General features: G+C 49.8%; 39 protein-coding genes. 37 read left to right on the top strand and 2 right to left on the bottom strand.

The window, feature by feature from the left end; genetic code table 11:
* Positions 1 to 10: 10 nt before the first annotated feature.
* From fusA to rplQ, 31 genes are all read left to right on the top strand, one after another.
* Positions 11 to 2125: an elongation factor G gene (gene fusA / locus KTQ90_RS03095; protein ID WP_217317153.1), complete on the top strand. Its 2115-nt coding sequence runs from the start codon at positions 11 to 13 to the stop codon at positions 2123 to 2125.
* A gap of 199 nt (positions 2126 to 2324) precedes the next feature.
* On the top strand, positions 2325 to 2630 hold the full coding sequence (rpsJ, locus tag KTQ90_RS03090) for a 30S ribosomal protein S10 (protein WP_007899799.1): 306 nt from the start codon (positions 2325 to 2327) through the stop codon (positions 2628 to 2630).
* A gap of 28 nt (positions 2631 to 2658) precedes the next feature.
* Positions 2659 to 3273 carry a 50S ribosomal protein L3 gene (gene rplC, locus KTQ90_RS03085; protein ID WP_217317152.1) on the top strand — a complete coding sequence of 205 codons (615 nt, stop codon included), beginning with the start codon at positions 2659 to 2661 and terminating at the stop codon, positions 3271 to 3273.
* A complete protein-coding gene (rplD, locus tag KTQ90_RS03080; protein WP_022158819.1) occupies positions 3273 to 3902 on the top strand; it encodes a 50S ribosomal protein L4 in 630 nt (209 codons plus the stop codon). The genes rplC and rplD overlap by 1 nt, the downstream gene beginning before the upstream one ends.
* A 15-nt stretch (positions 3903 to 3917) precedes the next feature.
* Positions 3918 to 4262: a 50S ribosomal protein L23 gene (rplW, locus tag KTQ90_RS03075; protein WP_007899791.1), complete on the top strand. Its 345-nt coding sequence runs from the start codon at positions 3918 to 3920 to the stop codon at positions 4260 to 4262.
* A gap of 8 nt (positions 4263 to 4270) precedes the next feature.
* Complete coding sequence (gene rplB / locus KTQ90_RS03070) at positions 4271 to 5095, top strand: 50S ribosomal protein L2 (RefSeq protein WP_217317151.1); 825 nt, start codon at positions 4271 to 4273, stop codon at positions 5093 to 5095.
* Positions 5096 to 5109: 14 nt separating this feature from the next.
* A complete protein-coding gene (gene rpsS, locus KTQ90_RS03065; RefSeq protein ID WP_007899787.1) occupies positions 5110 to 5376 on the top strand; it encodes a 30S ribosomal protein S19 in 267 nt (88 codons plus the stop codon).
* 35 nt (positions 5377 to 5411) lie between these two features.
* Positions 5412 to 5816 carry a 50S ribosomal protein L22 gene (gene rplV, locus KTQ90_RS03060; RefSeq protein ID WP_007899784.1) on the top strand — a complete coding sequence of 135 codons (405 nt, stop codon included), beginning with the start codon at positions 5412 to 5414 and terminating at the stop codon, positions 5814 to 5816.
* Between the two features lie 8 nt (positions 5817 to 5824).
* Positions 5825 to 6550 carry a 30S ribosomal protein S3 gene (gene rpsC, locus KTQ90_RS03055; RefSeq protein ID WP_022158818.1) on the top strand — a complete coding sequence of 242 codons (726 nt, stop codon included), beginning with the start codon at positions 5825 to 5827 and terminating at the stop codon, positions 6548 to 6550.
* A gap of 15 nt (positions 6551 to 6565) precedes the next feature.
* Positions 6566 to 6994, top strand: a complete 429-nt coding sequence (gene rplP, locus KTQ90_RS03050) for a 50S ribosomal protein L16 (protein ID WP_007899778.1) — start codon at positions 6566 to 6568, stop codon at positions 6992 to 6994.
* Between the two features lie 3 nt (positions 6995 to 6997).
* Positions 6998 to 7192: a 50S ribosomal protein L29 gene (rpmC, locus tag KTQ90_RS03045; RefSeq protein WP_022158817.1), complete on the top strand. Its 195-nt coding sequence runs from the start codon at positions 6998 to 7000 to the stop codon at positions 7190 to 7192.
* A 2-nt stretch (positions 7193 to 7194) separates the two neighbouring features.
* Positions 7195 to 7461, top strand: coding sequence for a 30S ribosomal protein S17 (gene rpsQ, locus KTQ90_RS03040; protein ID WP_007899766.1), 267 nt, complete (start codon positions 7195 to 7197; stop codon positions 7459 to 7461).
* 3 nt (positions 7462 to 7464) lie between these two features.
* Positions 7465 to 7830, top strand: a complete 366-nt coding sequence (gene rplN / locus KTQ90_RS03035) for a 50S ribosomal protein L14 (protein WP_007899763.1) — start codon at positions 7465 to 7467, stop codon at positions 7828 to 7830.
* Positions 7831 to 7852: 22 nt separating this feature from the next.
* Entirely contained in the window at positions 7853 to 8173 is a 321-nt protein-coding gene (gene rplX, locus KTQ90_RS03030) for a 50S ribosomal protein L24 (RefSeq protein ID WP_022158815.1), read from the top strand.
* Positions 8173 to 8727, top strand: a complete 555-nt coding sequence (gene rplE, locus KTQ90_RS03025) for a 50S ribosomal protein L5 (RefSeq protein WP_007899758.1) — start codon at positions 8173 to 8175, stop codon at positions 8725 to 8727. Before rplX ends, rplE begins: the two co-directional genes overlap by 1 nt.
* A gap of 5 nt (positions 8728 to 8732) precedes the next feature.
* On the top strand, positions 8733 to 9035 hold the full coding sequence (gene rpsN, locus KTQ90_RS03020; RefSeq protein WP_022158814.1) for a 30S ribosomal protein S14: 303 nt from the start codon (positions 8733 to 8735) through the stop codon (positions 9033 to 9035).
* Positions 9036 to 9091: 56 nt separating this feature from the next.
* Positions 9092 to 9487 carry a 30S ribosomal protein S8 gene (rpsH, locus tag KTQ90_RS03015; RefSeq protein WP_022158813.1) on the top strand — a complete coding sequence of 132 codons (396 nt, stop codon included), beginning with the start codon at positions 9092 to 9094 and terminating at the stop codon, positions 9485 to 9487.
* Between the two features lie 15 nt (positions 9488 to 9502).
* The gene (gene rplF, locus KTQ90_RS03010; protein WP_022158812.1) at positions 9503 to 10069 is read left to right on the top strand and encodes a 50S ribosomal protein L6; all 567 of its coding nucleotides are present in this window, start codon (positions 9503 to 9505) and stop codon (positions 10067 to 10069) included.
* Positions 10070 to 10091: 22 nt separating this feature from the next.
* Positions 10092 to 10436 (top strand): 50S ribosomal protein L18, encoded by a 345-nt coding sequence (gene rplR / locus KTQ90_RS03005; RefSeq protein WP_007899747.1) that lies wholly within the window; start codon positions 10092 to 10094, stop codon positions 10434 to 10436.
* A 6-nt stretch (positions 10437 to 10442) separates the two neighbouring features.
* On the top strand, positions 10443 to 10955 hold the full coding sequence (gene rpsE / locus KTQ90_RS03000; RefSeq protein ID WP_217317150.1) for a 30S ribosomal protein S5: 513 nt from the start codon (positions 10443 to 10445) through the stop codon (positions 10953 to 10955).
* Positions 10956 to 10967: 12 nt separating this feature from the next.
* Positions 10968 to 11144 carry a 50S ribosomal protein L30 gene (gene rpmD / locus KTQ90_RS02995; RefSeq protein WP_007899740.1) on the top strand — a complete coding sequence of 59 codons (177 nt, stop codon included), beginning with the start codon at positions 10968 to 10970 and terminating at the stop codon, positions 11142 to 11144.
* A 22-nt stretch (positions 11145 to 11166) separates the two neighbouring features.
* On the top strand, positions 11167 to 11613 hold the full coding sequence (gene rplO / locus KTQ90_RS02990) for a 50S ribosomal protein L15 (RefSeq protein WP_007899735.1): 447 nt from the start codon (positions 11167 to 11169) through the stop codon (positions 11611 to 11613).
* 8 nt (positions 11614 to 11621) lie between these two features.
* Positions 11622 to 12959 carry a preprotein translocase subunit SecY gene (gene secY / locus KTQ90_RS02985; RefSeq protein ID WP_217317149.1) on the top strand — a complete coding sequence of 446 codons (1338 nt, stop codon included), beginning with the start codon at positions 11622 to 11624 and terminating at the stop codon, positions 12957 to 12959.
* Between the two features lie 15 nt (positions 12960 to 12974).
* Entirely contained in the window at positions 12975 to 13763 is a 789-nt protein-coding gene (map, locus tag KTQ90_RS02980; protein ID WP_217317148.1) for a type I methionyl aminopeptidase, read from the top strand.
* Between the two features lie 78 nt (positions 13764 to 13841).
* Positions 13842 to 14060 (top strand): translation initiation factor IF-1, encoded by a 219-nt coding sequence (infA, locus tag KTQ90_RS02975; RefSeq protein ID WP_004341775.1) that lies wholly within the window; start codon positions 13842 to 13844, stop codon positions 14058 to 14060.
* A 12-nt stretch (positions 14061 to 14072) separates the two neighbouring features.
* Positions 14073 to 14189, top strand: a complete 117-nt coding sequence (gene ykgO / locus KTQ90_RS02970) for a type B 50S ribosomal protein L36 (RefSeq protein ID WP_007899708.1) — start codon at positions 14073 to 14075, stop codon at positions 14187 to 14189.
* A 101-nt stretch (positions 14190 to 14290) separates the two neighbouring features.
* Positions 14291 to 14671, top strand: coding sequence for a 30S ribosomal protein S13 (gene rpsM / locus KTQ90_RS02965; protein WP_007899704.1), 381 nt, complete (start codon positions 14291 to 14293; stop codon positions 14669 to 14671).
* An 81-nt stretch (positions 14672 to 14752) separates the two neighbouring features.
* The gene (gene rpsK, locus KTQ90_RS02960; protein ID WP_007899701.1) at positions 14753 to 15142 is read left to right on the top strand and encodes a 30S ribosomal protein S11; all 390 of its coding nucleotides are present in this window, start codon (positions 14753 to 14755) and stop codon (positions 15140 to 15142) included.
* A 78-nt stretch (positions 15143 to 15220) separates the two neighbouring features.
* Positions 15221 to 15826 (top strand): 30S ribosomal protein S4, encoded by a 606-nt coding sequence (rpsD, locus tag KTQ90_RS02955; protein WP_022158808.1) that lies wholly within the window; start codon positions 15221 to 15223, stop codon positions 15824 to 15826.
* A gap of 11 nt (positions 15827 to 15837) precedes the next feature.
* Positions 15838 to 16830 carry a DNA-directed RNA polymerase subunit alpha gene (locus KTQ90_RS02950; protein WP_022430512.1) on the top strand — a complete coding sequence of 331 codons (993 nt, stop codon included), beginning with the start codon at positions 15838 to 15840 and terminating at the stop codon, positions 16828 to 16830.
* A gap of 6 nt (positions 16831 to 16836) precedes the next feature.
* On the top strand, positions 16837 to 17316 hold the full coding sequence (rplQ, locus tag KTQ90_RS02945; protein ID WP_217317147.1) for a 50S ribosomal protein L17: 480 nt from the start codon (positions 16837 to 16839) through the stop codon (positions 17314 to 17316).
* A gap of 26 nt (positions 17317 to 17342) precedes the next feature.
* Here the strand turns inward: rplQ and KTQ90_RS02940 are convergent, their stop codons facing one another.
* Positions 17343 to 17501: a hypothetical protein gene (locus KTQ90_RS02940; protein ID WP_217317146.1), complete on the bottom strand. Its 159-nt coding sequence runs from the start codon at positions 17499 to 17501 to the stop codon at positions 17343 to 17345.
* A gap of 182 nt (positions 17502 to 17683) precedes the next feature.
* On the opposite strand from KTQ90_RS02940, the gene KTQ90_RS02935 reads away from it, so the two are divergent.
* The 6 genes from KTQ90_RS02935 to KTQ90_RS02910 all read left to right on the top strand — a co-directional run bounded on the left by KTQ90_RS02935 (position 17684) and on the right by KTQ90_RS02910 (position 22763).
* Positions 17684 to 18613, top strand: coding sequence for a carbohydrate kinase family protein (locus KTQ90_RS02935; protein ID WP_217317145.1), 930 nt, complete (start codon positions 17684 to 17686; stop codon positions 18611 to 18613).
* 244 nt (positions 18614 to 18857) lie between these two features.
* Positions 18858 to 19613: a 4-hydroxy-tetrahydrodipicolinate reductase gene (gene dapB / locus KTQ90_RS02930; protein WP_217317144.1), complete on the top strand. Its 756-nt coding sequence runs from the start codon at positions 18858 to 18860 to the stop codon at positions 19611 to 19613.
* A 329-nt stretch (positions 19614 to 19942) separates the two neighbouring features.
* Positions 19943 to 21403 carry a S26 family signal peptidase gene (locus KTQ90_RS02925; protein ID WP_217317143.1) on the top strand — a complete coding sequence of 487 codons (1461 nt, stop codon included), beginning with the start codon at positions 19943 to 19945 and terminating at the stop codon, positions 21401 to 21403.
* Positions 21404 to 21421: 18 nt separating this feature from the next.
* Positions 21422 to 21619 (top strand): hypothetical protein, encoded by a 198-nt coding sequence (locus KTQ90_RS02920; protein WP_217317142.1) that lies wholly within the window; start codon positions 21422 to 21424, stop codon positions 21617 to 21619.
* Between the two features lie 65 nt (positions 21620 to 21684).
* On the top strand, positions 21685 to 22356 hold the full coding sequence (locus KTQ90_RS02915; RefSeq protein ID WP_217317141.1) for a WbqC family protein: 672 nt from the start codon (positions 21685 to 21687) through the stop codon (positions 22354 to 22356).
* Positions 22353 to 22763, top strand: a complete 411-nt coding sequence (locus tag KTQ90_RS02910; protein WP_217317140.1) for an acyl-CoA thioesterase — start codon at positions 22353 to 22355, stop codon at positions 22761 to 22763. The genes KTQ90_RS02915 and KTQ90_RS02910 overlap by 4 nt, the downstream gene beginning before the upstream one ends.
* 1033 nt (positions 22764 to 23796) lie before the next feature.
* Here the strand turns inward: KTQ90_RS02910 and dusB are convergent.
* Positions 23797 to 24792 (bottom strand): tRNA dihydrouridine synthase DusB, encoded by a 996-nt coding sequence (gene dusB, locus KTQ90_RS02905; RefSeq protein WP_217317139.1) that lies wholly within the window; start codon positions 24790 to 24792, stop codon positions 23797 to 23799.
* Between the last annotated feature and the right edge of the window lie 135 nt (positions 24793 to 24927).

Raw genomic sequence — 24927 nt, 5'->3', positions numbered from 1 at the left:
AAAAGGAAAAATGGCAAATCGCGATTTACATTTGACTCGTAACATCGGTATCATGGCGCATATCGACGCTGGTAAGACCACTACTTCTGAGCGTATCCTGTTCTACACAGGTAAGACTCATAAGATTGGTGAGGTTCACGACGGCGCTGCTACCATGGACTGGATGGCACAGGAGCAGGAGCGTGGTATCACTATCACCTCAGCTGCTACAACATGTAACTGGAACTATCTTGGCAAGTCATACAAGATTAACTTGATTGACACCCCGGGACACGTTGACTTTACCGCTGAGGTGGAGCGTTCACTCCGCGTACTCGACGGCGCAGTTGCTACTTACTCTGCAGCTGACGGCGTACAGCCGCAGTCAGAGACAGTATGGCGCCAGGCAGACAAATATAACGTACCGCGTATCGGCTACGTAAACAAGATGGACCGTTCGGGTGCTGACTTCTTCGAGACAGTACAGCAGATGAAGGACATCCTCGGTGCTAACCCTTGTCCTATTCAGATTCCTATCGGAGCTGAGGAGAACTTCAAGGGTGTTGTAGACCTTCTCAAGATGAAGGCTATCCTTTGGCACGACGAGACAATGGGCGCTGAGTACGACGTTGAGGAGATCCCTGCTGATCTCGTTGACGAGGCTAACGAATGGCGCGAGAAGATGGTTGAAAGCGCAGCCAACTTTGACGACGCTCTCATGGAGAAGTATCTCGAGGGTCAGGAGATCACAGAAGAGGAGCTTATCGCAGCTATCCGCAAGGGTACAATCTCTATGGAGCTTACTCCTATGCTTCTCGGTTCTTCATACAAGAACAAGGGCGTTCAGCCGCTTCTCGACTACGTTTGCGCATTCCTTCCTTCACCTCTCGATACAGCAGCTATCGTTGGTACAAACCCTGACACAGAGGAAGAGGAAGACCGCAAGCCGTCTGAGGAGGAGCCGACATCAGCTCTCGCGTTTAAGATCGCTACCGACCCGTTCATGGGCCGTCTCGTGTTCTTCCGCGTTTACTCAGGTAAGGTAGTTGCAGGCTCATACGTTTACAACCCGCGTTCACGCAAGAAGGAGCGTATCAGCCGTCTGTTCCAGATGAACTCAAACAAGGAAATCCCGATGGAGTCAATCGACGCTGGTGATATCGGCGCAGGTGTAGGCTTCAAGGATATCCGCACAGGTGACACACTCTGCGACGAGGCACACCCGATCGTGCTCGAGTCAATGTCGTTCCCTGATACCGTAATCTCTATCGCAGTAGAGCCGAAGAGCCAGGCTGACATCGCTAAGCTCGACAACGGTCTCGCTAAGCTCGCTGAAGAGGACCCGACATTCACTGTTCGTACCGACGAGCAGAGTGGTCAGACCATTATCTCAGGTATGGGTGAGCTCCACCTCGACATCATCATCGACCGTCTGAAGCGTGAGTTCAAGGTAGAATGTAACCAGGGTAAGCCGCAGGTTAACTACAAGGAGGCAATCACCAAGCCGACTACTCTCCGTGAGGTTTACAAGAAGCAGTCAGGTGGTCGCGGTAAGTTCGCTGACATCATCGTAACAATCGGCCCGAAGGACGAGGATTACAAGGAAGGCGACTTGCAGTTCATCAACGAGGTTAAGGGCGGTAACATTCCTAAGGAGTTCATCCCGTCAGTACAGAAGGGCTTCGAGAACGCCATGAAGACTGGTGTCCTCGGTGGCTATCCGATGACTGGCCTTAAGGTTGTCCTCACCGATGGTTCGTTCCACCCGGTTGACTCTGACCAGTTGTCATTCGAGCTCGCTGCCCTCAACGCTTACAAGAACGGCTGCCCGAAGGCAGGTCCGGTTCTCATGGAGCCTATCATGAAGGTAGAGGTTGTTACTCCGGAGGAGAACATGGGTGACGTAATCGGCGACTTGAACAAGCGCCGTGGTCAGGTAGAAGGCATGGAAGAGGCTCGCTCTGGCGCCCGCATCGTAAAGGCTCAGGTACCTCTGTCAGAGATGTTCGGTTACGTAACAGCTCTCCGTACCATCACTTCAGGTCGTGCAACAAGCTCTATGGAGTACGATCACCACGCACCTCTCTCAAGCGCTATCGCTAAGGCAGTGCTCGAGGAAGTAAAGGGTCGCGCAGACCTCGTGTAACCAATCACGCAATTGCGTAGGGAGCCGCCAAAACGGCTCCCGACAAAATAAAACTAAAGGGACATGGGGCGTCGCTTAGCGAATGACTCTTAAGCGACGTACCCCACCTCCTTTTTTCGGCTGTTCAGCACTCCAAGTTGAGACCATAATCACGCTGAACGTGCCACATTAAATTGCATTATAAACTTTAAATACAATTATGAGTCAGAAAATTCGTATCAAGCTGAAGAGCTACGACCACAAGCTCGTAGACAAGTCAGCTGAAAAGATCGTGAAGGCAGTTAAGGCCACAGGTGCTATCGTTAGCGGTCCTATTCCATTGCCTACACACAAGCGTATCTACACTGTAAACCGCAGTACTTTCGTTAACAAGAAATCACGTGAGCAGTTCCAGCTCTCAGACTTCAAGCGTCTTATCGACATCTACAGCTCAACAGCTAAGACAGTTGACGCGCTCATGAAGCTTGAACTCCCGAGCGGTGTAGAAGTAGAGATCAAAGTATAGTAATTTTCATTTTTAATATTCATTTGAAATGCCAGGATTAATTGGAAGAAAAATCGGAATGACATCCGTTTTCAGTGCCGACGGTAAGAACGTACCGTGCACTGTTATCGAAGCTGGTCCATGTGTTGTAACACAGGTTAAGACCGTTGAAACAGACGGCTACAAGGCAGTTCAGCTGGGCTATGGTGAAGCTAAGGAAAGGAACACCACAAAGCCTATGATGGGCACCTTCAAGAAGGCTGGTACAACACCTAAGAAGCACTTGGCCGAGTTCAAGTTTGACGAGGAGTACAACCTCGGTGATGTTATCACTGTAGAGCTCTTCGCTGACACAGAGTTTGTTGACATTGTAGGCACATCTAAGGGAAAAGGTTTCCAGGGTGTTGTTAAGCGTCATGGATTCGGCGGTGTAGGTCAGAGCACACACGGTCAGGACGACCGCGCACGCAAGCCGGGTTCTATCGGTGCTTGTTCTTACCCAGCAAAGGTATTCAAGGGTATGCGCATGGGCGGCCAGATGGGCGGCGACCGCGTTACAACCCAGAATCTCAAAGTGTTAAAGGTAATTCCGGAGCACAATCTCCTTCTCGTTAAGGGTTCTGTAGCCGGATGCAATGGTTCAACCGTATTAATCAAGAAATAATGGAAGTTAGCGTATTAAATATCAACGGTCAGGAGACCGGTAGAAAGGTTCAGCTGAACGACGCAATCTTCGGAATCGAGCCTAACGATCACGTACTCTACCTCGACGTTAAGCAGTACCTCGCTAACCAGCGCCAGGGCACAGCAAAGTCGAAGGAGCGCAGCGAGGTTAGCGGTTCTACACGCAAGCTCGGACGCCAGAAGGGCGGCGGCGGTGCACGCCGCGGTGATATCAACTCACCGGTGCTCGTTGGTGGTGGCCGCGTTTTCGGTCCGAAGCCACGTAACTACAGCTTCAAGCTCAACAAGAAGGTTAAGGCTCTCGCTCGTAAGTCAGCCCTCTCATACAAGGCTCAGGAGAACGCTATCGTAGTTCTCGAAGACTTCACAATGGAGGCTCCAAAGACTAAAGATTTTGTAAATATTACTAAAAATCTTAAAGTTGAGGGCAAAAAGATGCTCCTTCTTTTGCCAGAAGTAAATAAAAACGTATTTTTGTCATCACGTAACTTGCAGCGTGCTGAAGTAATGACAGCAACAGCAGTGAACGCATACAAAGTTCTCAACTCTGAGGTGCTCGTAATCACAGAGAATTCGCTCAAGGCTATCGATTCAATCTTATCAAAATAATAGGAGGCAACAGACATGACATTTATCGTAAAACCATTGGTCACTGAGAAGATGACCAAACTGACAGACAAGTCTTCTGTAGCTAAAACCTACAAGGTAAAGGGTCAGGAGCGCACAAAGAAGGCAGAAACAAAGTATGGCTTCATCGTGCTTCCGGAGGCAAACAAGCTTCAGATCAAGAAGGAGATTGAGACACGCTACAACGTTACTGTTCTTGACGTGAACACAATGGTATACGCTGGCAAGCGCCAGAGCCGTTACACACGCAAGGGTCTCGTGAAGGGACAGAAGAACTCGTTCAAGAAAGCAATCGTTACTCTTAAGGAGGGCGATGTAATTGATTTTTACAGCAATATCTAAAATAAAAAATGGCAGTACGTAAATTTAAACCGGTTACTCCGGGACAAAGACACAAGGTTATTGGCACGTTCGAGGAGATTACTGCATCCGTGCCAGAGAAGTCTCTCGTTTTCGGTAAGCGTTCTACTGGTGGTCGAAACAACACCGGTAAGATGACTGTCCGCTACATGGGCGGCGGCCACAAGAAGAAGTATCGTTTGATCGACTTCAAGCGAGAGAAAGATGGTGTTCCAGCTGTAGTTAAGACAATCGAGTACGATCCGAACCGCTCGGCTCGCATCGCTCTGTTGTTCTACGCAGATGGCGAAAAACGTTACATTATTGCTCCTAACGGACTGGAAGTTGGCGCAAAGCTGATGTCTGGCGCAGAGGCTGCTCCTGAGATCGGTAACGCTCTTCCGCTCGCAAACATTCCCGTTGGTACTGTGATCCACAACATTGAGTTGCGTCCAGGACAGGGTGCTCTGCTCGTTCGTTCGGCTGGTAATTTTGCTCAGCTCACTTCTCGTGAAGGCAGTTATTGTGTAATTAAGCTCCCTTCAGGCGAGACTCGTAAGGTGTTGAGTGCTTGTAAGGCAACTGTAGGTAGTGTTGGTAACTCAGACCACGCACTCGAGCAGTCAGGTAAGGCTGGTCGCTCACGCTGGTTGGGACGCCGTCCGCACAACCGTGGTGTAGTTATGAACCCTGTCGATCACCCGATGGGTGGTGGCGAAGGCCGTCAGTCTGGTGGACATCCGCGTTCACGCAAGGGCTTGTATGCTAAGGGTCTCAAGACACGTGCACCTAAGAAGCAGTCTAACAAGTATATCATCGAAAGAGCTAACAAATAAAACAAGAGTAAATTATGAGTCGTTCATTAAAAAAAGGTCCATATATCAACGTGTCGCTTGAGAAGAAAATTCTCGCCATGAACGAGAGTGGCAAGAAGACTGTTGTCAAGACTTGGGCCAGAGCATCAATGATCTCACCTGACTTCGTGGGACACACTGTTGCAGTTCATAACGGAAACAAATTTATCCCTGTTTACATCACAGAGAACATGGTTGGTCACAAGCTCGGTGAATTCTCTCCGACTCGTCGCTTCGGTGGTCACTCTGGTAACAGAAAGTAAGCGGGTTTAAACCATTTAAAATTAAGAAATAAATAATGGGAGCAAGAAAACATATATCGGCTGAAAAAAGAAAAGAAGCCCGTAAGAACTTGTACTTCGCAAAGCTCAACGGCGTTCCTTCTTCACCACGCAAGATGCGCTACGTTGTAGACATGGTTCGTGGCATGGAGGTTAACCGCGCACTCGGCGTACTCCGCTTCTCTAAGAAGCAGGCTGCTGCTGACGTTGAGAAACTGTTGCGTTCGGCTATTGCAAACTGGGAAGCTAAAAACGACCGCAAGGCTGAGGACGGCGAACTCTTCATCACTAAGGTGTTCGTTGACGAAGGCGTGACAATGAAGCGCATGCGTCCTGCACCGCAGGGTCGCGGATACCGCATCCGCAAGCGCAGCAATCACGTAACTCTGTTTGTTGATTCCAAAACTAATGACGAAAAATAATAAGTAGAATGGGACAGAAAGTTAATCCAATAAGCAACCGTCTCGGTATCATCCGCGGATGGGATTCAAATTGGTTCGGTGGAAAGAGCTTCGGTGACAACCTCGTTGAGGACAAGAACATCCGTACTTACCTCAACAAGCGCCTTGAGAAGGCAAGCGTTTCACGCATCGTTATCGAGCGCACACTGAAACTCATCACTATCACAATCTGCACAGCTCGTCCGGGTATCGTCATTGGTAAGGGTGGTCAGGATGTTGACAAGCTCAAGGAAGAGCTCAAGAAGCTCTACAAGAAGGATATTCAGATCAACATCTTCGAGGTAAAGAAGCCTGAGCTTGACGCCAACATCGTTGGTAACAACATCGCTCGTCAGGTAGAGGGCAAGATTGCTTACCGCCGCGCTATCAAGATGGCTATCCAGAACACAATGCGCGCTGGCGCTGAAGGCGTAAAGATCCAGATCACTGGTCGTCTCAACGGCGCTGAAATGGCTCGCAAGGAGATGTTCAAGGAAGGTCGTACCCCGTTGCACACATTCCGTGCAGACATCGATTACTGCCAGGCAGAAGCCCTCACTAAGGTAGGTCTTCTCGGTATCAAGGTATGGATTTGCCGTGGCGAGGTTTACGGCGATCGTGACCTCACACCTAACTTCTCTCAGGAGAAGCAGAATGGTGGCTCTAACAATGGCCGTGGCAACCGTGGTAATCGTAAGAGAAACAATAACCGTTAAAAGTAGAAGATTATCATGTTACAGCCAAAAAGAGTAAAATATAGAAGACCTCAAGACGGACGTGGCAATAAAGGCAACGCCCACAGAGGCACACAGTTGGCGTTCGGCTCTTTCGGCATCAAGACTCTTGAGCCGAAGTGGATTGACAGCCGCCAGATAGAGGCTGCCCGTGTTGCAGTAAACCGTTACATGCAGCGCCAGGGTCAGGTCTGGATTCGTATTTTCCCGGATAAACCAATCACACGTAAGCCTGCTGACGTACGTATGGGTAAGGGTAAGGGTGATCCCGCAGGATGGGTAGCACCGGTTACCCCGGGTCGTATCCTCTTTGAAGTAGAAGGCGTAAGCTTCGACATCGCTAAGGAGGCTCTCCGCCTCGCTGCTCAGAAGCTGCCGGTAAAGACAAAGTTTGTTGTAAGACGTGACTACGATAAAAACGCTTAATTTATGAAGATCAAAGAAGTAAGAGAAATGGATGCCAAGACATTGGCAGAAACTAAGGAGAACCTCCAGGAGAAGCTCGCTCAGATGAAGCTCAACCACACTGTTACTCCGCTTGAAAATCCATCACAGATTAAGGCAGTTCGTCGTGACATCGCACGCCTCAATACTGAAATCCGCCAGAGAGAACTTAACAAATAACAATGGTCCAGATGGAAACAAGAAATTTAAGAAAAACAAGACAGGGTGTCGTTATTAGCAACAAGATGGATAAAACCATTGTTATCGCCGCTAAGTTCAAGGAGATGCACCCTATTTATGGTAAGTTCGTTCAGAAGACAAAGAAATACCATGCTCATGATGAGAAGAACGAGGCTAACGTAGGCGATACAGTGCTTATCATGGAGACTCGTCCTTTGAGCAAGACAAAGAGATGGAGATTAGTACAAATCGTAGAAAAAGCTAAGTAAAATATGATACAAGCAGAATCAAGACTTACAGTATGTGATAACAGCGGCGCACGCGAGGCTCTCTGCATTCGCGTCCTCGGAGGTACACGCCGTCGTTACGCAAGCGTAGGAGACGTTATTGTCGTTGCTGTCAAGAACGTTATCCCATCAAGTGATTTGAAGAAGGGTGCGGTATCTAAGGCTTTGATCGTTCGCACAAAGAAGGAAATCCGTCGTGCTGACGGCTCTTACATCCGCTTTGACGACAACGCATGCGTACTGCTCAACAACGCAGGTGAGCTCCGCGGTAGCCGTATCTTCGGCCCGGTTGCTCGTGAATTGCGTGCAGTGAATATGAAGGTCGTTTCTTTGGCACCTGAGGTTCTTTAATATTTAAAAACGCAAACAAGTAATGGGTAAGTTACATATTAAGAAAAATGACACAGTCGTTGTCCTTGCCGGTGAGGATAAGGGCAAGACTGGTAAGGTGCTCAAAGTGCTGGTTGAGAAGAACCGCGCACTCGTTGAAGGTGTGAACATGGTTTCAAAGAGCACCAAGCCTTCTGCACAGAACCCTCAGGGTGGCATCGTTAAGCAGGAAGCTCCGATTCACATCTCTAACCTCAGCCTTGTTGATCCAAAGAGTGGCAAGGCTACTCGCGTAGGCATCAAGGTTACCGAGGATGGTAAGAAAGTACGCATCGCTAAAAAGTCAGGGGAGGAAATCAAGTAATGGATACAGCACAGTTAAAGAAATTCTATGCAGAGAGCATCGCTCCTGCACTGAAGGAGCAGTTCAACTACTCTTCATCAATGCAGATTCCAGTTCTGAAGAAGATTGTCATCAACCAGGGTCTGGGCGACGCTACTCAGGACAAGAAGATCATCGACGTTGCAATCAACGAGATTTCTACTATCGCAGGTCAGAAGGCAGTAGCTACATATTCTAAGAAGGATATCGCTAACTTCAAGCTTCGTAAGAAGATGCCTATCGGCGTTATGGTAACTCTCCGTCGTGAGCGCATGTACGAGTTCCTCGAGAAGCTCGTTCGTATCGCACTTCCCCGTATCCGCGACTTCAAGGGCATCGAGAGCAAGTTCGACGGCCGTGGTAACTATACACTGGGTATTCAGGAGCAGATCATCTTCCCTGAAATCAACATCGACCAGATCGACCGCATCCAGGGTATGAACATCACATTCGTGACCTCTGCCAACACAGACGAAGAGGGCTACGCTCTCCTCAAGGCATTCGGTCTTCCATTTAAAAACGCTAAAAACGATTAAGCAATATGGCAAAAGAATCAATGAAGGCTCGTGAGGTAAAGCGTGCCAAGCTCGTTGCTCGCTATGCTGAGAAGCGTGCCGCTCTGAAGAAGGTAATCGCTACTACTGAGGATCCTTCTGAGGCTTACGAAGCTGCCCGCAAGTTGCAGGCTATTCCTAAGAATGCAAACCCTATCCGTCTGCACAACCGCTGCAAGATCACAGGCCGTCCGAAGGGATACATCCGTCAGTTCGGCATCTCTCGTATCCAGTTCCGTGAGATGGCTTCACAGGGTCTCATTCCTGGTGTAAAGAAAGCAAGCTGGTAAATTTTTTTCTTTAATATTGTCGGGGTAGTCCCGATTAATTAAACTTTTTATATAAAATGACAGATCCAATAGCAGATTTTCTGACAAGACTCAGAAACGCAATCATGGCTCATCACCGTGTCGTAGAGGTTCCTGCGTCTAACTTGAAGAAAGAGATCACCAAGATCCTCTTCGAGAAGGGCTACATCCTCAATTACAAGTTCGTAGAGGACGGTCCTCAGGGTACAATCAAAGTTGCTTTGAAGTACGACCCTGCAACCAAAACAAACGCTATCACAACATTGAAGCGTGTTTCTACTCCTGGTCTCCGCAAGTACGTCGGATACAAGGATATGCCGAGAGTTATTAACGGATTGGGTATCGCAATCCTCTCTACTTCAAAGGGCGTAATGACCGACAAGGAAGCTTCTGCCCAGAAGATCGGTGGTGAGGTTCTTTGCTATGTTTATTAATTGGAGGATTTGAATATGTCAAGAATAGGTAAATTACCAATTAGTATCCCAGCAGGTGTTACAGTAACACTCAACAACGGAGTAGTAAACGTTAAGGGTCCCAAGGGCGAACTCTCACAGAAGGTAGACCCGTCAATCATCGTTAAGGTCGAGGACGGTCACGTAACTTTCGAGGTAGACGAGAACAGCCCTGTAAACTACAAGCAGAAGTCAGCTTTCCACGGTCTCTACCGTTCACTCGTTAACAACATGGTTGTTGGCGTAAGCGAAGGCTACAAGAAGGTACTCGAGCTTGTCGGAGTCGGTTATCGTGTTTCAAACCAGGGAAACCTCATCGAGTTCTCCCTCGGTTATACTCACCCTATCTTCATCGAGCTCCCGGCAGAGGTTAAGGTAGAGTCTAAGAGCGAGAGAAACCAGAACCCTATCCTCACTTTGGAGTCTTGCGACAAGCAGTTGCTCGGACTCATTTGTGCAAAAATTCGTTCTTTCCGCAAGCCTGAGCCGTACAAGGGCAAGGGTATCTTGTTCCAAGGCGAAGTTATCCGCAGAAAGTCTGGTAAGACAGCTTCAGCTAAGTAACATTCTTAATTTTTTTAGGATTATGACAACAAAGAAAGTAGAAAGACGAATCAAAATCAAATATAGAGTTCGTAAGCGTATCAGCGGTACTGCAGAGCGCCCTCGTCTTAGCGTTTTCCGTAGCAACAAGCAGATTTACGCACAGGTTATCAACGACTTGACTGGAACAACACTTGCTTCAGCTTCTTCACTCGGTCTCGAGAAGATGCCTAAGAAGGAGCAGGCTGCTAAGGTTGGTGAGCTCGTAGCTGCCAACGCAATCGCTGCTGGTGTTTCAGCTGTAGTTTTCGACCGTAATGGTTATCTTTATCACGGACGTGTTAAGGAGCTCGCTGATGCAGCTCGTAACGGTGGTCTCAAATTCTAAACGATTATGGCAATGAATAAAGTAAAAGTTTTTAATGACGTTGATTTGAAGGACCGCCTCGTGGCTATCAACCGTGTAACTAAGGTTACAAAGGGTGGTCGTACATTTACATTCGCTGCCATCGTTGTTGTTGGTGACGGCAAGGGCGTTATCGGCTACGGTCTCGGTAAGGCTGGCGAAGTTACAGCAGCAATCGCTAAGGGCGTAGAGGCTGCAAAGAAGAACCTCGTTAAGGTTCCGGTGCTCAAGGGCACTATCCCTCACGAGGTAGAGGCTCGCTTCGGCGGCGCTCAGGTGTTCATGCGTCCGGCTGCTGCCGGTACTGGTCTCGTTGCCGGTGGTGCTATGCGTGCCGTACTCGACAGCGTAGGCGTAAAGGACATCCTTGCAAAGTCAAAGGGCTCTTCTAACCCTCACAACCTTGTGAAAGCTACAATCGAGGCTTTGTCACAGCTTCGTGACGCTTACACCATCGCAGGTGTTCGCGGCATCTCTATGGACAGAGTATTTAACGGATAAGGAGGAAAAACAATGGCAACAATAAAAGTAAAGCAGATTAAGAGCAAAATCGGTTATCCGAAGGATCAGAAGGCAACTCTTCAGGCTCTTGGACTCCGCAAGATCTCTCAGGTTGTTGAGGTTGAGGATACTCCTAGCGCACGTGGAATGATTCGCAAGGTTCACCACTTGGTAACTGTAGTTGATTAATTAAATCTTAAAAGAACGAATTATGAAATTAAATAATTTAAAGCCTGCTGCAGGTTCCACACATTCACGTCGTCGTATCGGTCGTGGTCCAGGTTCTGGTCTTGGCGGTACTTCTACACGTGGACACAAGGGTGCTAAGGCACGTTCAGGTTACAAGAGAAAGATTGGTTTCGAAGGTGGACAGATGCCGTTGCAGCGTCGAGTACCGAAGGCTGGTTTCAAGAACATCAACCACAAGGAATACTTCGCTGTTAACCTCTCTACACTCCAGAAGCTTGCTGAGGCAAAGAACCTCACTGTAATCGGAATCGAGGAGCTCAAGGCTGCTCACCTCACCAATGGCAAGGAGCTTGTTAAGGTTCTTGGCAACGGCGAGCTCACAGCTAAGCTTGAGGTTAAGGCTCACGCATTCTCAAAGACAGCCGAGGAAGCAATCAAGGCAGTCGGAGGTAACACAACTATTATCTAAAAAAGTAGATGAAAAAGTTTATTGAGACACTAAAGAACTGTTGGAGAATTGAGGATTTGCGTCAGCGACTCCTCATTACTCTGCTGTTTACGGCTATCTACCGTTTCGGCTCGTTTGTGGTGCTTCCTGGCATCAATCCGGGCATGTTGGACAAACTTCAGTCGCAGACATCGGGCGGTCTTATGTCACTGCTTGACATGTTCTCTGGTGGTGCATTTTCCAATGCGTCTATCTTTGCGCTTGGAATCATGCCATACATCTCAGCTTCTATTGTCATGCAGCTTCTGGCAGTGGCAGTGCCTTACTTCCAGAAGATGCAGCGCGAAGGCGAAAGCGGACGTAAGAAGATAACTTGGTACACACGAATACTCACAGTGTTCATCCTTCTGTTCCAGGCTCCTTCTTACCTGCTTAACCTTAAGGCGCAGGCTGCTGCAGCCCTTTCGTCAGGCATCTCATGGACAATGTTCATGATTCCTGCAACGATTATCCTCGCAGCAGGCAGTATGTTCATACTGTGGCTTGGTGAGCGTATCACCGACAAGGGAGTTGGAAATGGTATCTCAATGATCATCATGATTGGTATCATCGCACGTCTGCCCCAGGCTTTCGTGCAGGAACTGGGCTCACGATTCACAGCTATCTCAAGCGGTGGACTTGTGATGTTCATCATAGAGATCTTGGTTCTGTACGCAGTAATCTGTGCTTCAATCATGCTGGTTCAGGGTACCCGCAAAATCCCAGTACAGTACGCCAAGCGTCTCGTGGGTAATAAGCAGTATGGCGGCGCTCGCCAGTACATACCTCTGAAATTGTTCGCAGCCAATGTGATGCCGATCATCTTTGCTCAGGCTTTGATGTTCATTCCTTTGGCTTTCGTACGCTACCAGAGCGACGGTGCCTCGTCTTGGGCAACATCCCTTATGGACAACCGCAGCCTCCTCTACAACGTCATCTATGTTACGCTGATCGTCGCATTCACTTACTTCTATACGGCAATCACACTCAATCCGACACAGATGGCTGAGGACATGAAACGCAATAACGGCTTCATCCCGGGTATCAAGCCGGGCAAGGACACAGCCGAGTACATCGAGACAATCATGTCACGACTCACATTCCCCGGCTCGTTCTTCATCGCCTTCATTGCTATAATGCCTGCACTCGCAGGACTGCTCAATGTTCAGCAGGCCTTCTCACAGTTCTTCGGTGGTACATCACTCCTCATTCTCGTTGGTGTTGTCATTGACACACTCCAGCAGATCGAGAGCCACATGCTGATGCGTCACTACGACGGACTGCTCAACTCAGGACGTACACGTAACGGTGCTGTTTCTGCGTATTGATTTTCCTCTTGAGAAATGAAAATATTTCTAAAGACCGAAGATGAAATTGAGCTGATGCGCAAGGCTAACCACTTAGTAGGTGAAACCCTTGCCGAATTGGCCAAACATATTAAACCAGGCGTGACGACCCTCCAACTGGATAGGATCGCGGAGGAATTTATCCGTTATAACGGAGCCGTTCCTACCTTCAAAAACTTTCCCAATCCTTTTGGAGGGCCGTTTCCCGCAAGTATCTGCACCTCTGTCAACAACGTTGTAGTTCATGGAATACCCGATGAAAAAACAATTTTAACTGACGGAGATATCATTTCTATTGATTGTGGCACACTTTTTGCTGGATATAACGGAGATAGTGCTTATACCTTTTGTGTCGGAGAAGTGAGTCAGAATGTCAGAGATTTACTGACAGTGACACGACAATCTTTGTACAAAGGCATAGAAATGGCAGTTGCAGGAAATCATGTCGGTGACATAGGTGATGCAATCCAAACTTTTTGCGAAGCGCACGGATATGGAGTGGTGAGAGAACTCACCGGTCATGGTATCGGACGCGAGATGCACGAAGATCCGGCGGTGCCCAATTACGGCAAGCGTGGAAACGGAGTGATGCTAAAGGAAGGAATGTGTATTGCCATCGAGCCTATGATAACCATGGGCGACAGACGAATTGGGCTCCTGCCAGACCGCTGGGGTATAGCTACCCGCGACGGTAAGCCAGCAGCACACTTCGAGCATACCATTGCCGTAAGGCGAGGTAAGGCAGAGATACTGTCAACGTTTGATTTAATAGAAAATCCTCAGTAATACCCGGCATCCTTTGATATATATAAGGTTTGCGTGTTGGAGGGAAAGTCAAATTCTAAAACAGAATAATACATATTTATGGCAAAACAATCCGCTATAGAGCAAGACGGCACAATCGTGGAGTCACTGTCAAATGCAATGTTTAGAGTCGAGCTTGAGAATGGTGTGCAGATTATTGCTCACATTTCAGGTAAGATGCGAATGCATTACATCAAAATCCTGCCCGGCGACAAGGTAAAGGTCGAGATGAGTCCGTACGACTTGACTAAGGGCAGAATCGTTTTCAGATACAAGTAACAATTTAAAGATATGAAAACAAGAGCATCATTAAAGAAACGTACACCCGACTGCAAGATCGTACGTCGTAAAGGTCGTCTGTTCGTTATCAACAAGAAGAACCCTAAGTTCAAGATGCGTCAGGGTTAATCCCGATGCAGGGTTGTAGGACGTGAACTTGAGAAAGTCGGGTTCTGCCACTCACAAAAAGAATTAATTAATTTAATCAATCAAATTTTTATTTTTAACAAATGGCAATAAGAATTGTTGGAGTAGATTTGCCCCAGAACAAGCGTGGCGAAATCGCATTGACCTATATCTATGGTATCGGTCGAAGTAGTTCAGCAAAGATATTGGACAAAGCCGGCGTTAGCCGCGACCTGAAGGTTTGCGATTGGAACGACGACCAGGCTGCCAAGATCCGTGAAATTATCGGCGCTGAATTCAAGGTTGAAGGTGATCTCCGTTCAGAGATCCAGATGAATATCAAGCGACTGATGGATATTGGTTGCTATCGTGGAGTTCGTCATCGTAACGGTCTTCCTGTTCGCGGTCAGAGCACAAAGAACAATGCCCGTACTCGTAAGGGAAAGAAGAAGACTGTTGCTAATAAGAAGAAGGCTACAAAGTAAAATTTAGTTGAAAGCTAAGTCACCGCAGGCCAGTGAGTGGTCGGCAGACTTTTAACTTTTAACTTTTAACTAAAAACAATTATGGCAAAGAAAACAGCAACAACTAAGAAAAGAAATGTAAAGGTTGACGCTATCGGACAGCTTCACGTTCACAGTTCGTTCAACAACATTATTGTATCTTTAGCAAATAGCGAGGGACAGGTGATTTCATGGTCTTCTGCAGGTAAGATGGGCTTCCGTGGTTCTAAGAAGAACACACCGTACGCAGCTCAGATGGCAGCAGAGGATTGCGGCAAGGTAGCATTCGACCTTGGTCTGCGTAAGGTTAAGGCTTACGTTAAGGGTCCGGGTAACGGTCGTGAGTCAGCAATCCGTGGCGTACACAGCTGCGGTATCGAAGTTATGGAGATCGTAGACGTTACTCCGCTTCCGCACAACGGCTGCCGTCCTCCGAAGCGTCGTAAGGTCTAACATTCCCTTTGCAGGTTTCTTTTTTGTTGAAACCTGCATACAATAAAGATACAAACAATATAAAGCATATAATTTATTATGGCAAGATATACAGGTCCGAAATCTAAAATTGCACGCCGTTTTGGTGAACCCATCTTCGGTGCTGACAAAGTTTTGTCCAAGAGAAACTTCCCTCCTGGACAGCATGGCAACAATCGTCGCAGAAAGCAGTCTGAGTACGCTGTCATGTTGGCAGAGAAGCAGAAGGCCAAGTACACATACGGTGTACTCGAGCGCCAGTTCCGTAACATGTTCGAGAAGGCAGCTAAGGCTGACGGTATCACAGGTGAGGTATTGCTCCAGAACCTCGAGAGCCGTCTTGACAACGTAGTATTCCGTTTGGGTATTGCTCCGACACGTGCTGCTGCTCGTCAGCTCGTTAGCCACAAGCACATCACAGTTGACGGCAAGGTAGTGAACATTCCTTCATTCTCAGTTAAGGCTGGTATGGTTGTAGGTGTTCGCGAGAAGTCAAAGTCTCTCGAGGTTATCGAGGCTGCTCTCGCAGGTTACAACCACAGCAAGTTCCCGTGGATTGAGTGGGATCAGACCACAAAGAGCGGTAAGTTCCTCCACAAGCCGGAGCGTGCTGACATTCCAGAGAACATTAAGGAACAGTTAATCGTTGAGTTGTACTCTAAATAATCATTAAATTAATGGCGATATTAGCATTTCAAAAACCTGACAAAGTTGTAATGTTGGATTCCAACGACAAGTTCGGTAAGTTCGAATTCCGTCCGTTGGAGCCAGGATTCGGTGTTACCATCGGTAACTCCCTGCGCCGCATTCTTCTTTCGTCACTTGAGGGCTACGCTATCAACACCATCAAGATTAGTGGTGTTGAGCACGAGTTCTCTTCAGTACCCGGCGTAAAGGAGGATGTAACTAACATTATCTTGAATTTGAAGCAAGTAAGATTCAAGCAAGTAGTAGAAGAATTCGAGAACGAAAAAGTTAGTATCACCGTTGAGAATTCGACAGAGTTCAAGGCTGGTGATATAGGCAAGTATCTGACTGGATTTGAAGTGTTAAACCCTGATTTGGTGATTTGTCATTTAGATGTCAAAGCTTCAATGCAGATCGATCTTACTATCAACAAGGGCCGTGGCTACGTCCCAGCTGATGAGAACAGAGCTTACTGCACTGACGTTAACGTAATTCCAATCGATTCTATCTACACCCCAATCCGTAACGTGAAGTATTCGGTAGAGCCTTATCGTGTCGAGCAGAAGACCGACTACGACAAGCTCGTTCTCGAAGTCACAACGGACGGTTCCATCCACCCGAAGGATGCGCTCAAGGAAGCTGCTAAGATTCTGATTCAGCACTTCATGCTCTTCAGCGACGAGAAGATTACTCTCGAGAGCCCTGAGCACGAAAGCAATCAGGAGTTCGACGAGGAAGTTCTCCACATGCGCCAGCTCCTCAAGACAAAGCTCACAGACATGAACCTTTCTGTTCGTGCGCTCAACTGCTTGAAGGCTGCAGATGTTGAAACACTCGGCGACCTCGTACAGTACAACAAGACAGACCTCCTTAAGTTCCGCAACTTCGGTAAGAAATCGCTCTCTGAGCTTGATGATTTGCTCTTGAGTCTGAATCTGTCGTTTGGAACCGACATTTCTCAATACAAATTAGATAAAGAATAAAACAAAATGAGACACAATAAGAAATTCAACCACTTAGGTCGTACTGCATCTCACCGTGGCGCTATGCTCGCAAACATGGCTATCTCGCTGATTATGCACAAAAGAATCACTACGACCCTCGCAAAGGCTAAGGCTTTGAAGATGTATGTAGAGCCGCTGATCACACGCAGCAAGGACGACAGCACAAACTCTCGTCGTGTTGTATTCAGCTACCTCCAGAACAAGTACGCTCTTAAGGAGCTTTTCAGCACAGTAGCTGAGAAGGTAGGCGACCGTCCTGGTGGCTACACACGCGTTATCAAGCTCGGCACACGTAAGGGTGACGCTGCTCAGATCGCATTCATCGAGCTCGTAGACTTCGACGAGAACATGGCTAAGACTGCAAAGGCTGGCAAGAAGACACGCCGTAGCCGCAAGTCAACTGCTGAGGCAACTGAAGCACCTGCTGCAGAGGCTGTTCAGGCAGAGGAGCCGAAGGCTGAATAATCGATGCACATCGCTTTATCTTAATATTAAGCCTGCTGACCGAAAAGGTCGGCAGGCTTTTTTTTGTTTTGTTTGATGAAAAAATCTGCCATATCTACCAGCATTGCCGTAACCTTCACATTATAAGCACGATAAAAGCTGGTAGATTTTCTAAAAAATGCAAAATATTCCAGCCTATCTACCATGTTTTATAAGTGTATCTGCCATGCCGTCTTGTACACTTTAAAATTTCTGTGTACATTTGTATGGTAAAATGTTAGGCGACGACTGAACCTTTCGGGGCACAAGGTTTGCGTTCTATATTTTGAAGACAATATTCTTTAGAAAACTATATTCTTTGGAAAACCAATATTCTATAGACAACAATATGCGCAAAGTAATAGGAATAGGAGAGACCCTTCTCGACATCATTTTCAAGGACAACAAGCCGATGGAGGCTGTGCCCGGCGGATCCACTTTCAATGCCATCGTGTCGTTGGGACGCGTTGGCGCCAATGCAACTTTCGTTACGGAGACCGGCGATGACCATGTTGGCGGACTTATTCGCACGTTTCTCTCGCAGAACAACGTGAACACCGATTATGTGTCGGTACGCAACGGATGGAAGTCGCCCGTTTCGCTGGCGTTCCTCGACAACGACAACAACGCCAACTACACATTCTATCGCGACGCCAATACCGACCCCGTTGATATGCAGTTGCCAGAAATTCAGGCAGACGACATCGTGCTGTTCGGTTCGTTCTATGCAGTGAGTCCTGCTACACGTCCTCAGGTGTCAGCCTTGTTGGATCGTGCGCGGGAGTGTGGAGCCATCATTTACTATGACGTCAATTTCCGTCCGTCGCATCGCGGCGACGTGATGAAGGTGACGCCAAACCTTATTGATAACCTCGATTACGCCGATATAGTGCGCGGTTCGCGCGACGACTTCGAGGTGCTCTACAAGAAAGACTCTGCAGAACGTGTCTACCGCGCCGAGACCTCGTTCTACTGTCCGCGACTTGTCTACACCGACGGTCCGCACCCCGTCACCGTCTTCTCTGACGGCGGCTTCCGCAAGGAGTATCCGATGCCGCAGACGCCTACCGTGAGCACCATCGGCGCCGGCGACAACTTCAACGCCGGACTTATCTGCGCCATGCTTCGCCATGACATCCGCCGTGCAGACCTCGAGCGAGGGCTTACGGAAGGCGAGTGGGCGAAGCTGATAGAGAGCGCAACGGCGTTCTCGGCGGATTGCTGCGCCGGGATATACAATTATGTGTCGGCGGAGTTTGGAGAGAAGCATAGGCTGTAGGAACTAGGGGGCTAGGGGTTCTAGGGGAGCTAGGGTTTCTAGGTAGATTAGGGGGCTAGGGTTTCTAGGTAGACTAGGGGGCTAGGAATTCTAGGTTTTTGGGGGAAACTGGGGATTCTAGGTTTTCTGGGGGAAACTTGTTGCTCTAGCTTTTGTATTATAAAACCCTAAAAAATAGACATTAATTGCTGTTACTCCGTCTTTTTCAGTAACTTTGCATAGATTAACTATAAACGTATAGACAATGAATATAGCACTTATAGGCTACGGCAAGATGGGACATATGATAGAGTCTATCTGCAAGGAGCGTGGCCACAACATTGTGAGTATCATCGATGTTGACAATCAGGACGACTTTGAGTCGGCTGCTTTTGCGTCTGCCGACGTAGCGATAGAGTTCACTTCGCCCACAGCCGCTTATGGCAACTATCTGCGTGCGTGGAAAGCAGGCGTGAAGGTGGTGAGCGGTTCTACCGGATGGATGAAAGACCACGGCGACGACGTGCGCCGCGCCTGCACCGAGGAAGGCAAGACGCTGTTCTGGGCTTCCAACTTCTCTATCGGCGTAGCAATCTTCTCAGCCGTAAACCGCTATCTGGCTAAGATAATGAACCAGTTCAGCCAGTACGACGTGCGCATGAGCGAGACCCACCACATACACAAGCTCGATGCTCCGTCAGGCACAGCCATCACCCTCGCCGAAGAGATTATCGACGACCTCGACCGCAAGACGTCATGGGTGAAGGGCGAACAGCATCTCGCTGACGGCACCGTAGAAGGCACCAACGATGTGGCTGCCGACCAGCTCGCCATCGAGAGCATCCGCCGCGATGAGGTGCCGGGCATACACACCATCTGCTACGACTCTGACGCCGACTCGATAACAATCACCCACGACGCCCACTCGCGCAAGGGATTCGCTCTCGGAGCCGTGCTCGCTGCCGAGTACACCAAGGAACACGACGGACTGCTCACCACGAAGGATCTGTTCAAGTTCTAAGGCAGGAGGCGGATGTGTCAAAAGTCAATTAGTGCGGGCTGAAAGCCCAACAATCACATAGCCCAGGGCCGCTCGGCTTTGCCGCTTGCCAGAGCAAGAACGCCCTGGGTGTTGAGATATATGATTGAACAGTGCGCCCTGTAAGGGCAACTCCTTAATAATTAGGCTTTTGCCCTTACTGGACGTATGGTTCGTGTGTGCCTTTTAACCCAAGGCGCTGCCTTGGGCTATGTGGTGCTGCCCCTTCGGGGCGTGTCGCTTGTGAGTTTTGACACACCCTCATCCTAAAGAATACTAATCGGAGCTTAGCTCCTAACCATTCAATAACAATGACCGAAAAAGAAAAGAAAGCCCTCAACCCGAAGGTGCAGTGGGCTAAGTGCATTGCCGCTGTTGTGGCATATCTGCTCTTCCTCTATTGGGTGAAGAGCTGGTGGGGACTCATCGTCCTACCGTTCATATTCGATGTCTACATCACAAAGAAGATAAACTGGCAGTGGTGGCGCGACTCAGAGAACCGCGTCACGGCAGCCATCATGCCGTGGGTCGACGCCCTTGTGTTCGCCCTTGTAGCCGTTTACTTCATCAATATCTACTTCTTCCAGAACTACGTCATCCCGTCGTCGTCGCTTGAGAAGTCGCTGCTCGTAGGCGACTACCTCTTCGTGTCGAAGGTGAGCTACGGACCGCGCAAGCCGCAGACCCCGCTCACGCTGCCGCTGACGCAGCACACGCTGCCCGTTGTCGACTGCGACTCGTACATCGAGTGGCCGCAGTGGGGCTACGAGCGCGCCAAGGGACTGGGCAAGGTGCAGCTCAACGACATCGTCGTGTTCAACTACCCGGCTGGCGACACCGTTCTCACCGCGCCCAAGTACTTGGGTCGCGACTTCTACGCCATCGCCTACGGAGCCGGCGAGCAGGAGTGGGCTGAGAAGCATAACGGCGAGATACCTTACTTCGCCACAAAGCAGCAGCAGTACGACTTCTTTGCGAAGCTCTACGCCGCAGGCCGCAAGCTCATCGACCAGAACCCCTCCGAGTTCGGCACGATAAAGACACGCCCCGTCGACCGCCGCGAGAACTACGTGAAGCGCTGCGTGGGTCTGCCCGGTCAGACTCTGCAGATAAAGAACCGCATCATCTACCTCGACGGTAAGCCGAACAAGGAGCCCGACAACGTGCAGTACAGCTACCACGTGAAGCTGCGTGCGCAGCTCCCGCTCGAACTCATCGACGAGCTGGGCATCTCCAGCGAGGACATCGCTTCGCTCAACATGTACGGCTACCTGCCGCTCACCAACGCTTCCGTGAAGGCACTGCGTGCACGCAAGGACGTGGTGGAGAGCGTTACACCAGTGACCGATGCCGACAACCTGGCTGACGTATGGAGCACCTATCCGCTCAACGGCAACAAGCGTTGGACCCGCGACAACTACGGACCGATTTGGATTCCGAAGCGCGGCGCTACGCTCACGCTCACCATGGACAACATCGCCGTCTACGAGCGTCCGATACGCGTCTACGAGGGCAACGACCTGCAGGTGAAGAACGGAAAGATATACATCAACGGCAAGCAGACCAACAAGTACACCTTCCGCATGGACTACTACTGGATGCAGGGCGACAACCGCCACAATTCTGCCGACTCGCGCTACTGGGGCTTCGTGCCCGAAGACCACATCGTGGGCAAGCCGATATTCATCTGGTGGTCGAGCGACCCCGACCATACCGGCACCGCCGGCATCCGCTGGAGCCGTCTGTTCCGCTTCGTCGACAATATCAAGTAACTATAAAACCCTAAGATTATGGCAGTAAGCAAAGTGGCGGTGAGAAAGACCGTCGAGTTCCTTCTCTATTTCGTTACGTTCATGGTGTATATGGGCATCGCCAGTCTGTTCGGATACGATGCGTATAGCTTCGAGAGCAATTGGGCTTTGTTCGTCTATTACCTCGTGCTCAACTTCCTTACCGGCGTCACCGTGAGCTGCGTGCTTTCGCTTTAGAGCAAGCGCAATAAACGCAGATCGTAGGGCTGTATATCCAATCACTAACACGACCATTCAGACAGATGTCAACAAACATTGAGCAACCCACTCCCCACACCGCTGCCGAAGGGCAAGAGGGCACGGCTACCTGCCTGCTCTCCTCCGCCTACTTCCCACCCGTGCAATGGATGCAGAAGCTTCATCGCTACGGACATGCGATAGTGGAGCGTTGCGACAACTTCACGAAGCAGACCTACCGCAACCGCTGCCTGATAGCCACGGCTAACGGCGTGCAGGCGCTCACCGTGCCCATCGAACGCTACGACGGCGCCAAGTGCCCCATGCGCGACATACGCATCTCCGACCACGGCGAGTGGCGCCACCTCCACTGGAACGCCATCGTGTCTGCCTACGGCGAGTCGCCGTTCTTCATGTACTACGCCGACGACCTGCGCCCGTTCTTCGAGCGCCGTTGGGAGTTTCTCTTCGACTTCAACATGGAGATAACCGCCAAGCTCTGCGAGCTGCTCGACGTGCGTCCGAATATCAGCGTCTCAGACGAGTACATGGACGCCGCTGCTGTAGGCGCCGACGACTTCCGCGACGCCATCCGCCCGAAGCATCCGCTGCCCGACGCTGCGTTCACGCCGCGCGAGTATTATCAAGTTCATGCCCTGCGCCAGGGCTTCCAACCCAACATGTCGGCTCTCGACCTGCTCTGCAACGAGGGTCCCGAAGGAATATTATATTTATGAAACCGAACTATATCTTTGAAACAGAAATGGAGGTTCGCGACTACGAGTGCGACATCCAGGGCATCGTGAACAATGCCAACTACCTCCACTACACCGAGCACACGCGCCATCTCTTTCTCACGTCGCTCGGCGTGAGCTTCGCGCGCCTTCACGAGAAGGGCGTCGACGCCGTAGTGGCGCGCATGAACCTGCAGTACAAGACGCCGCTACGCTGCGACGATGTCTTCGTCTCGAAGCTCGGCGCGCGCAAGGAGGGTCTGCGCTACATCTTCGACCACGCTATTCACCGCAAGTCGGACGGCCGCCTCTGCTTCCTCGCCACCGTGGAGCTCGTGAGCCTTATCAACGGCAAACTCGGCGTAAGCGAAGACTACGACCGCGCATTCGGCTTCGCTGCCTGCGAGTGATTTGACAGCGTATTCCGCTGCTTGTTATGATTTTACAACGGATTAATCGGATTTTCTGCTGCTTTGGATGTTTAACAACGGATTAATCGGATTAAACGGATTTTCTGCTGCTTTGGATGTTTAACAACGGATTAATCGGATTAAACGGATTTTCAGCTGTTTTGGAAATTTAACAACGGATTAATCGGATGCTATTCTCAGGGGGTGCACTTGTCTCAAGTGCACCAACCAAGCAAGAAGAACCTCCCACGGAATCCACTTGCTGAGAGTGGACTCCCACAGATTCGTTGGGTGCGTTGATTTCACAACTGATTAAACGGATTCCTGCTGCTTGTAAAAAACAACGGATTAATCGGATTAAACGGATTTTCTGCTGCTTTGGAAAATTAACAACGGATTAATCGGATGCTATTTTCAGGGGTGCACTTGTCTCCGCTCGGCTTTGCCGCTTGCCAGAGCAAGAAGTGCACCAACCAATCAAGAAGAACCTACCACGGAATCCACTTGCTGAGAGTAGACTCCCACAGATTGCACGGATTTTCACAGATTCGTTGGGTGCGTTGATTTCACAACTGATTAAACGGATTCCTGCTGCTTGTGAAAAACAAACAACGGATTAAACGGATTAAACGGATGCTATTTTCAGGGGGTGCACTTGTCTCAAGTGCACCAACCAAGCAAGAAGTGCACCAACCAAGCAAGAAGTGCACCAACCAAGCAAGAAGTGCACCAACCGAACAAGACTTGCACTAACCAAGCAAGACTTGCACCAACCGAGCAAGAAGTGCATCAATCAAGCAAGAGAACAGATTTTGTTGCAGGTTCTTCTCACCAAGTGCTCATTCTATGGGCGAACTCCAACGAGTAAACCTCCTTACCGCGACCTGGTAACGCCGTTACCGCAGTCGGGTAATGATGTTTCCGATACGCGGTAATGACTTTTCCGGTGCGTGGTAATGATACGACCATAAATCAAAAGGGACTCAGTACGCATCGTACTGAGTCCCTTTTGCTTTGATAACGTTGCGCAGACCTACACGCCCTGCACCTTATGAATCATCTCTCGTGCCTGCTCCATGATAGCCGTCAGCTCCTCCACCGTCGTGGCGCGCAGCATGGCGATGCGCGTCTGACGGAAGTCGGGTATGCCCTTGAACACCGGCGACGCAGCGATATGGCGGCGCGTGTGCAGTATGCCGCGATACTCGTCGATGCGCTCCACGTTGATGCGCAGCTGCTCAAGCAGCAAGTCAATCTTGCGGTCGGTGGTGAGCGTAGGGTCGGCAGGACGTCCGTCGAGCACGTCGCGCATCTCCTGGAATATCCACGGACAGCCGAACGTAGCACGACCCACCATCACCGCGTCCACGCCGTAGCGGTCGAACGCGTCGCGCGCCTGCTCGGGTGTGCAGATGTCGCCGTTGCCGATGATGGGGATGTGTATGCGCGGGTTGCGCTTCACTTCGCCGATGAGCGTCCAGTCGGCGTCGCCCGTGTACATCTGCGCGCGCGTTCTGCCGTGTATGGTGAGCGCCTGGATGCCGCAGTCTTGTAGCGCCTCCGCAAGGTCGCAGATGACGAGCTGTTCGTGGTTCCATCCCAAGCGCGTCTTCACCGTGACGGGCGTGTTCACCGCCTTCACCACCTCGCGCGTGATGTCTAATAGCAGCGGTATGTTCTGCAGCATGCCAGCTCCGGCTCCCTTGCCAGCCACCTTCTTCACGGGGCATCCGAAGTTGATGTCAATCACGTCGGGCTTCACCTGCTCCACAATCTTCGCAGCCTCCACCATCGACTCCACGTCGCGGCCATATATCTGTATTCCCACGGGTCGCTCCTCGTCGCTGATGGTGAGTTTGCGCAGCGTGGCGTTCACCGATCGCACGAGTGCCTCGGCGCTCACGAACTCCGTGTAAACCATCGATGCGCCGAACCGCTTGCAGAGGTGTCGGAATCCGATGTCCGTCACGTCCTCCATTGGTGCGAGGAACAGCGGTCGTTCCCCAAACTGTATGTTTCCTATGTTCATGTTGTTCTTTGTTCTTTTCTTAGTGTATTATCTTTGTATTTTCCCAAAGAATATCTCCCACAGATTTCACAGAAGTTAGGTTGTCTTCAAGGGGGGCACTTGTCTCAAGTGCACCAACCGAGCAATGTTAATATG

Source organism: Leyella stercorea (assembly GCF_019052365.1).
In the GTDB taxonomy this organism is placed as follows: domain Bacteria; phylum Bacteroidota; class Bacteroidia; order Bacteroidales; family Bacteroidaceae; genus Prevotella.
This window is presented reverse-complemented; position numbering and strand designations above follow the sequence as displayed.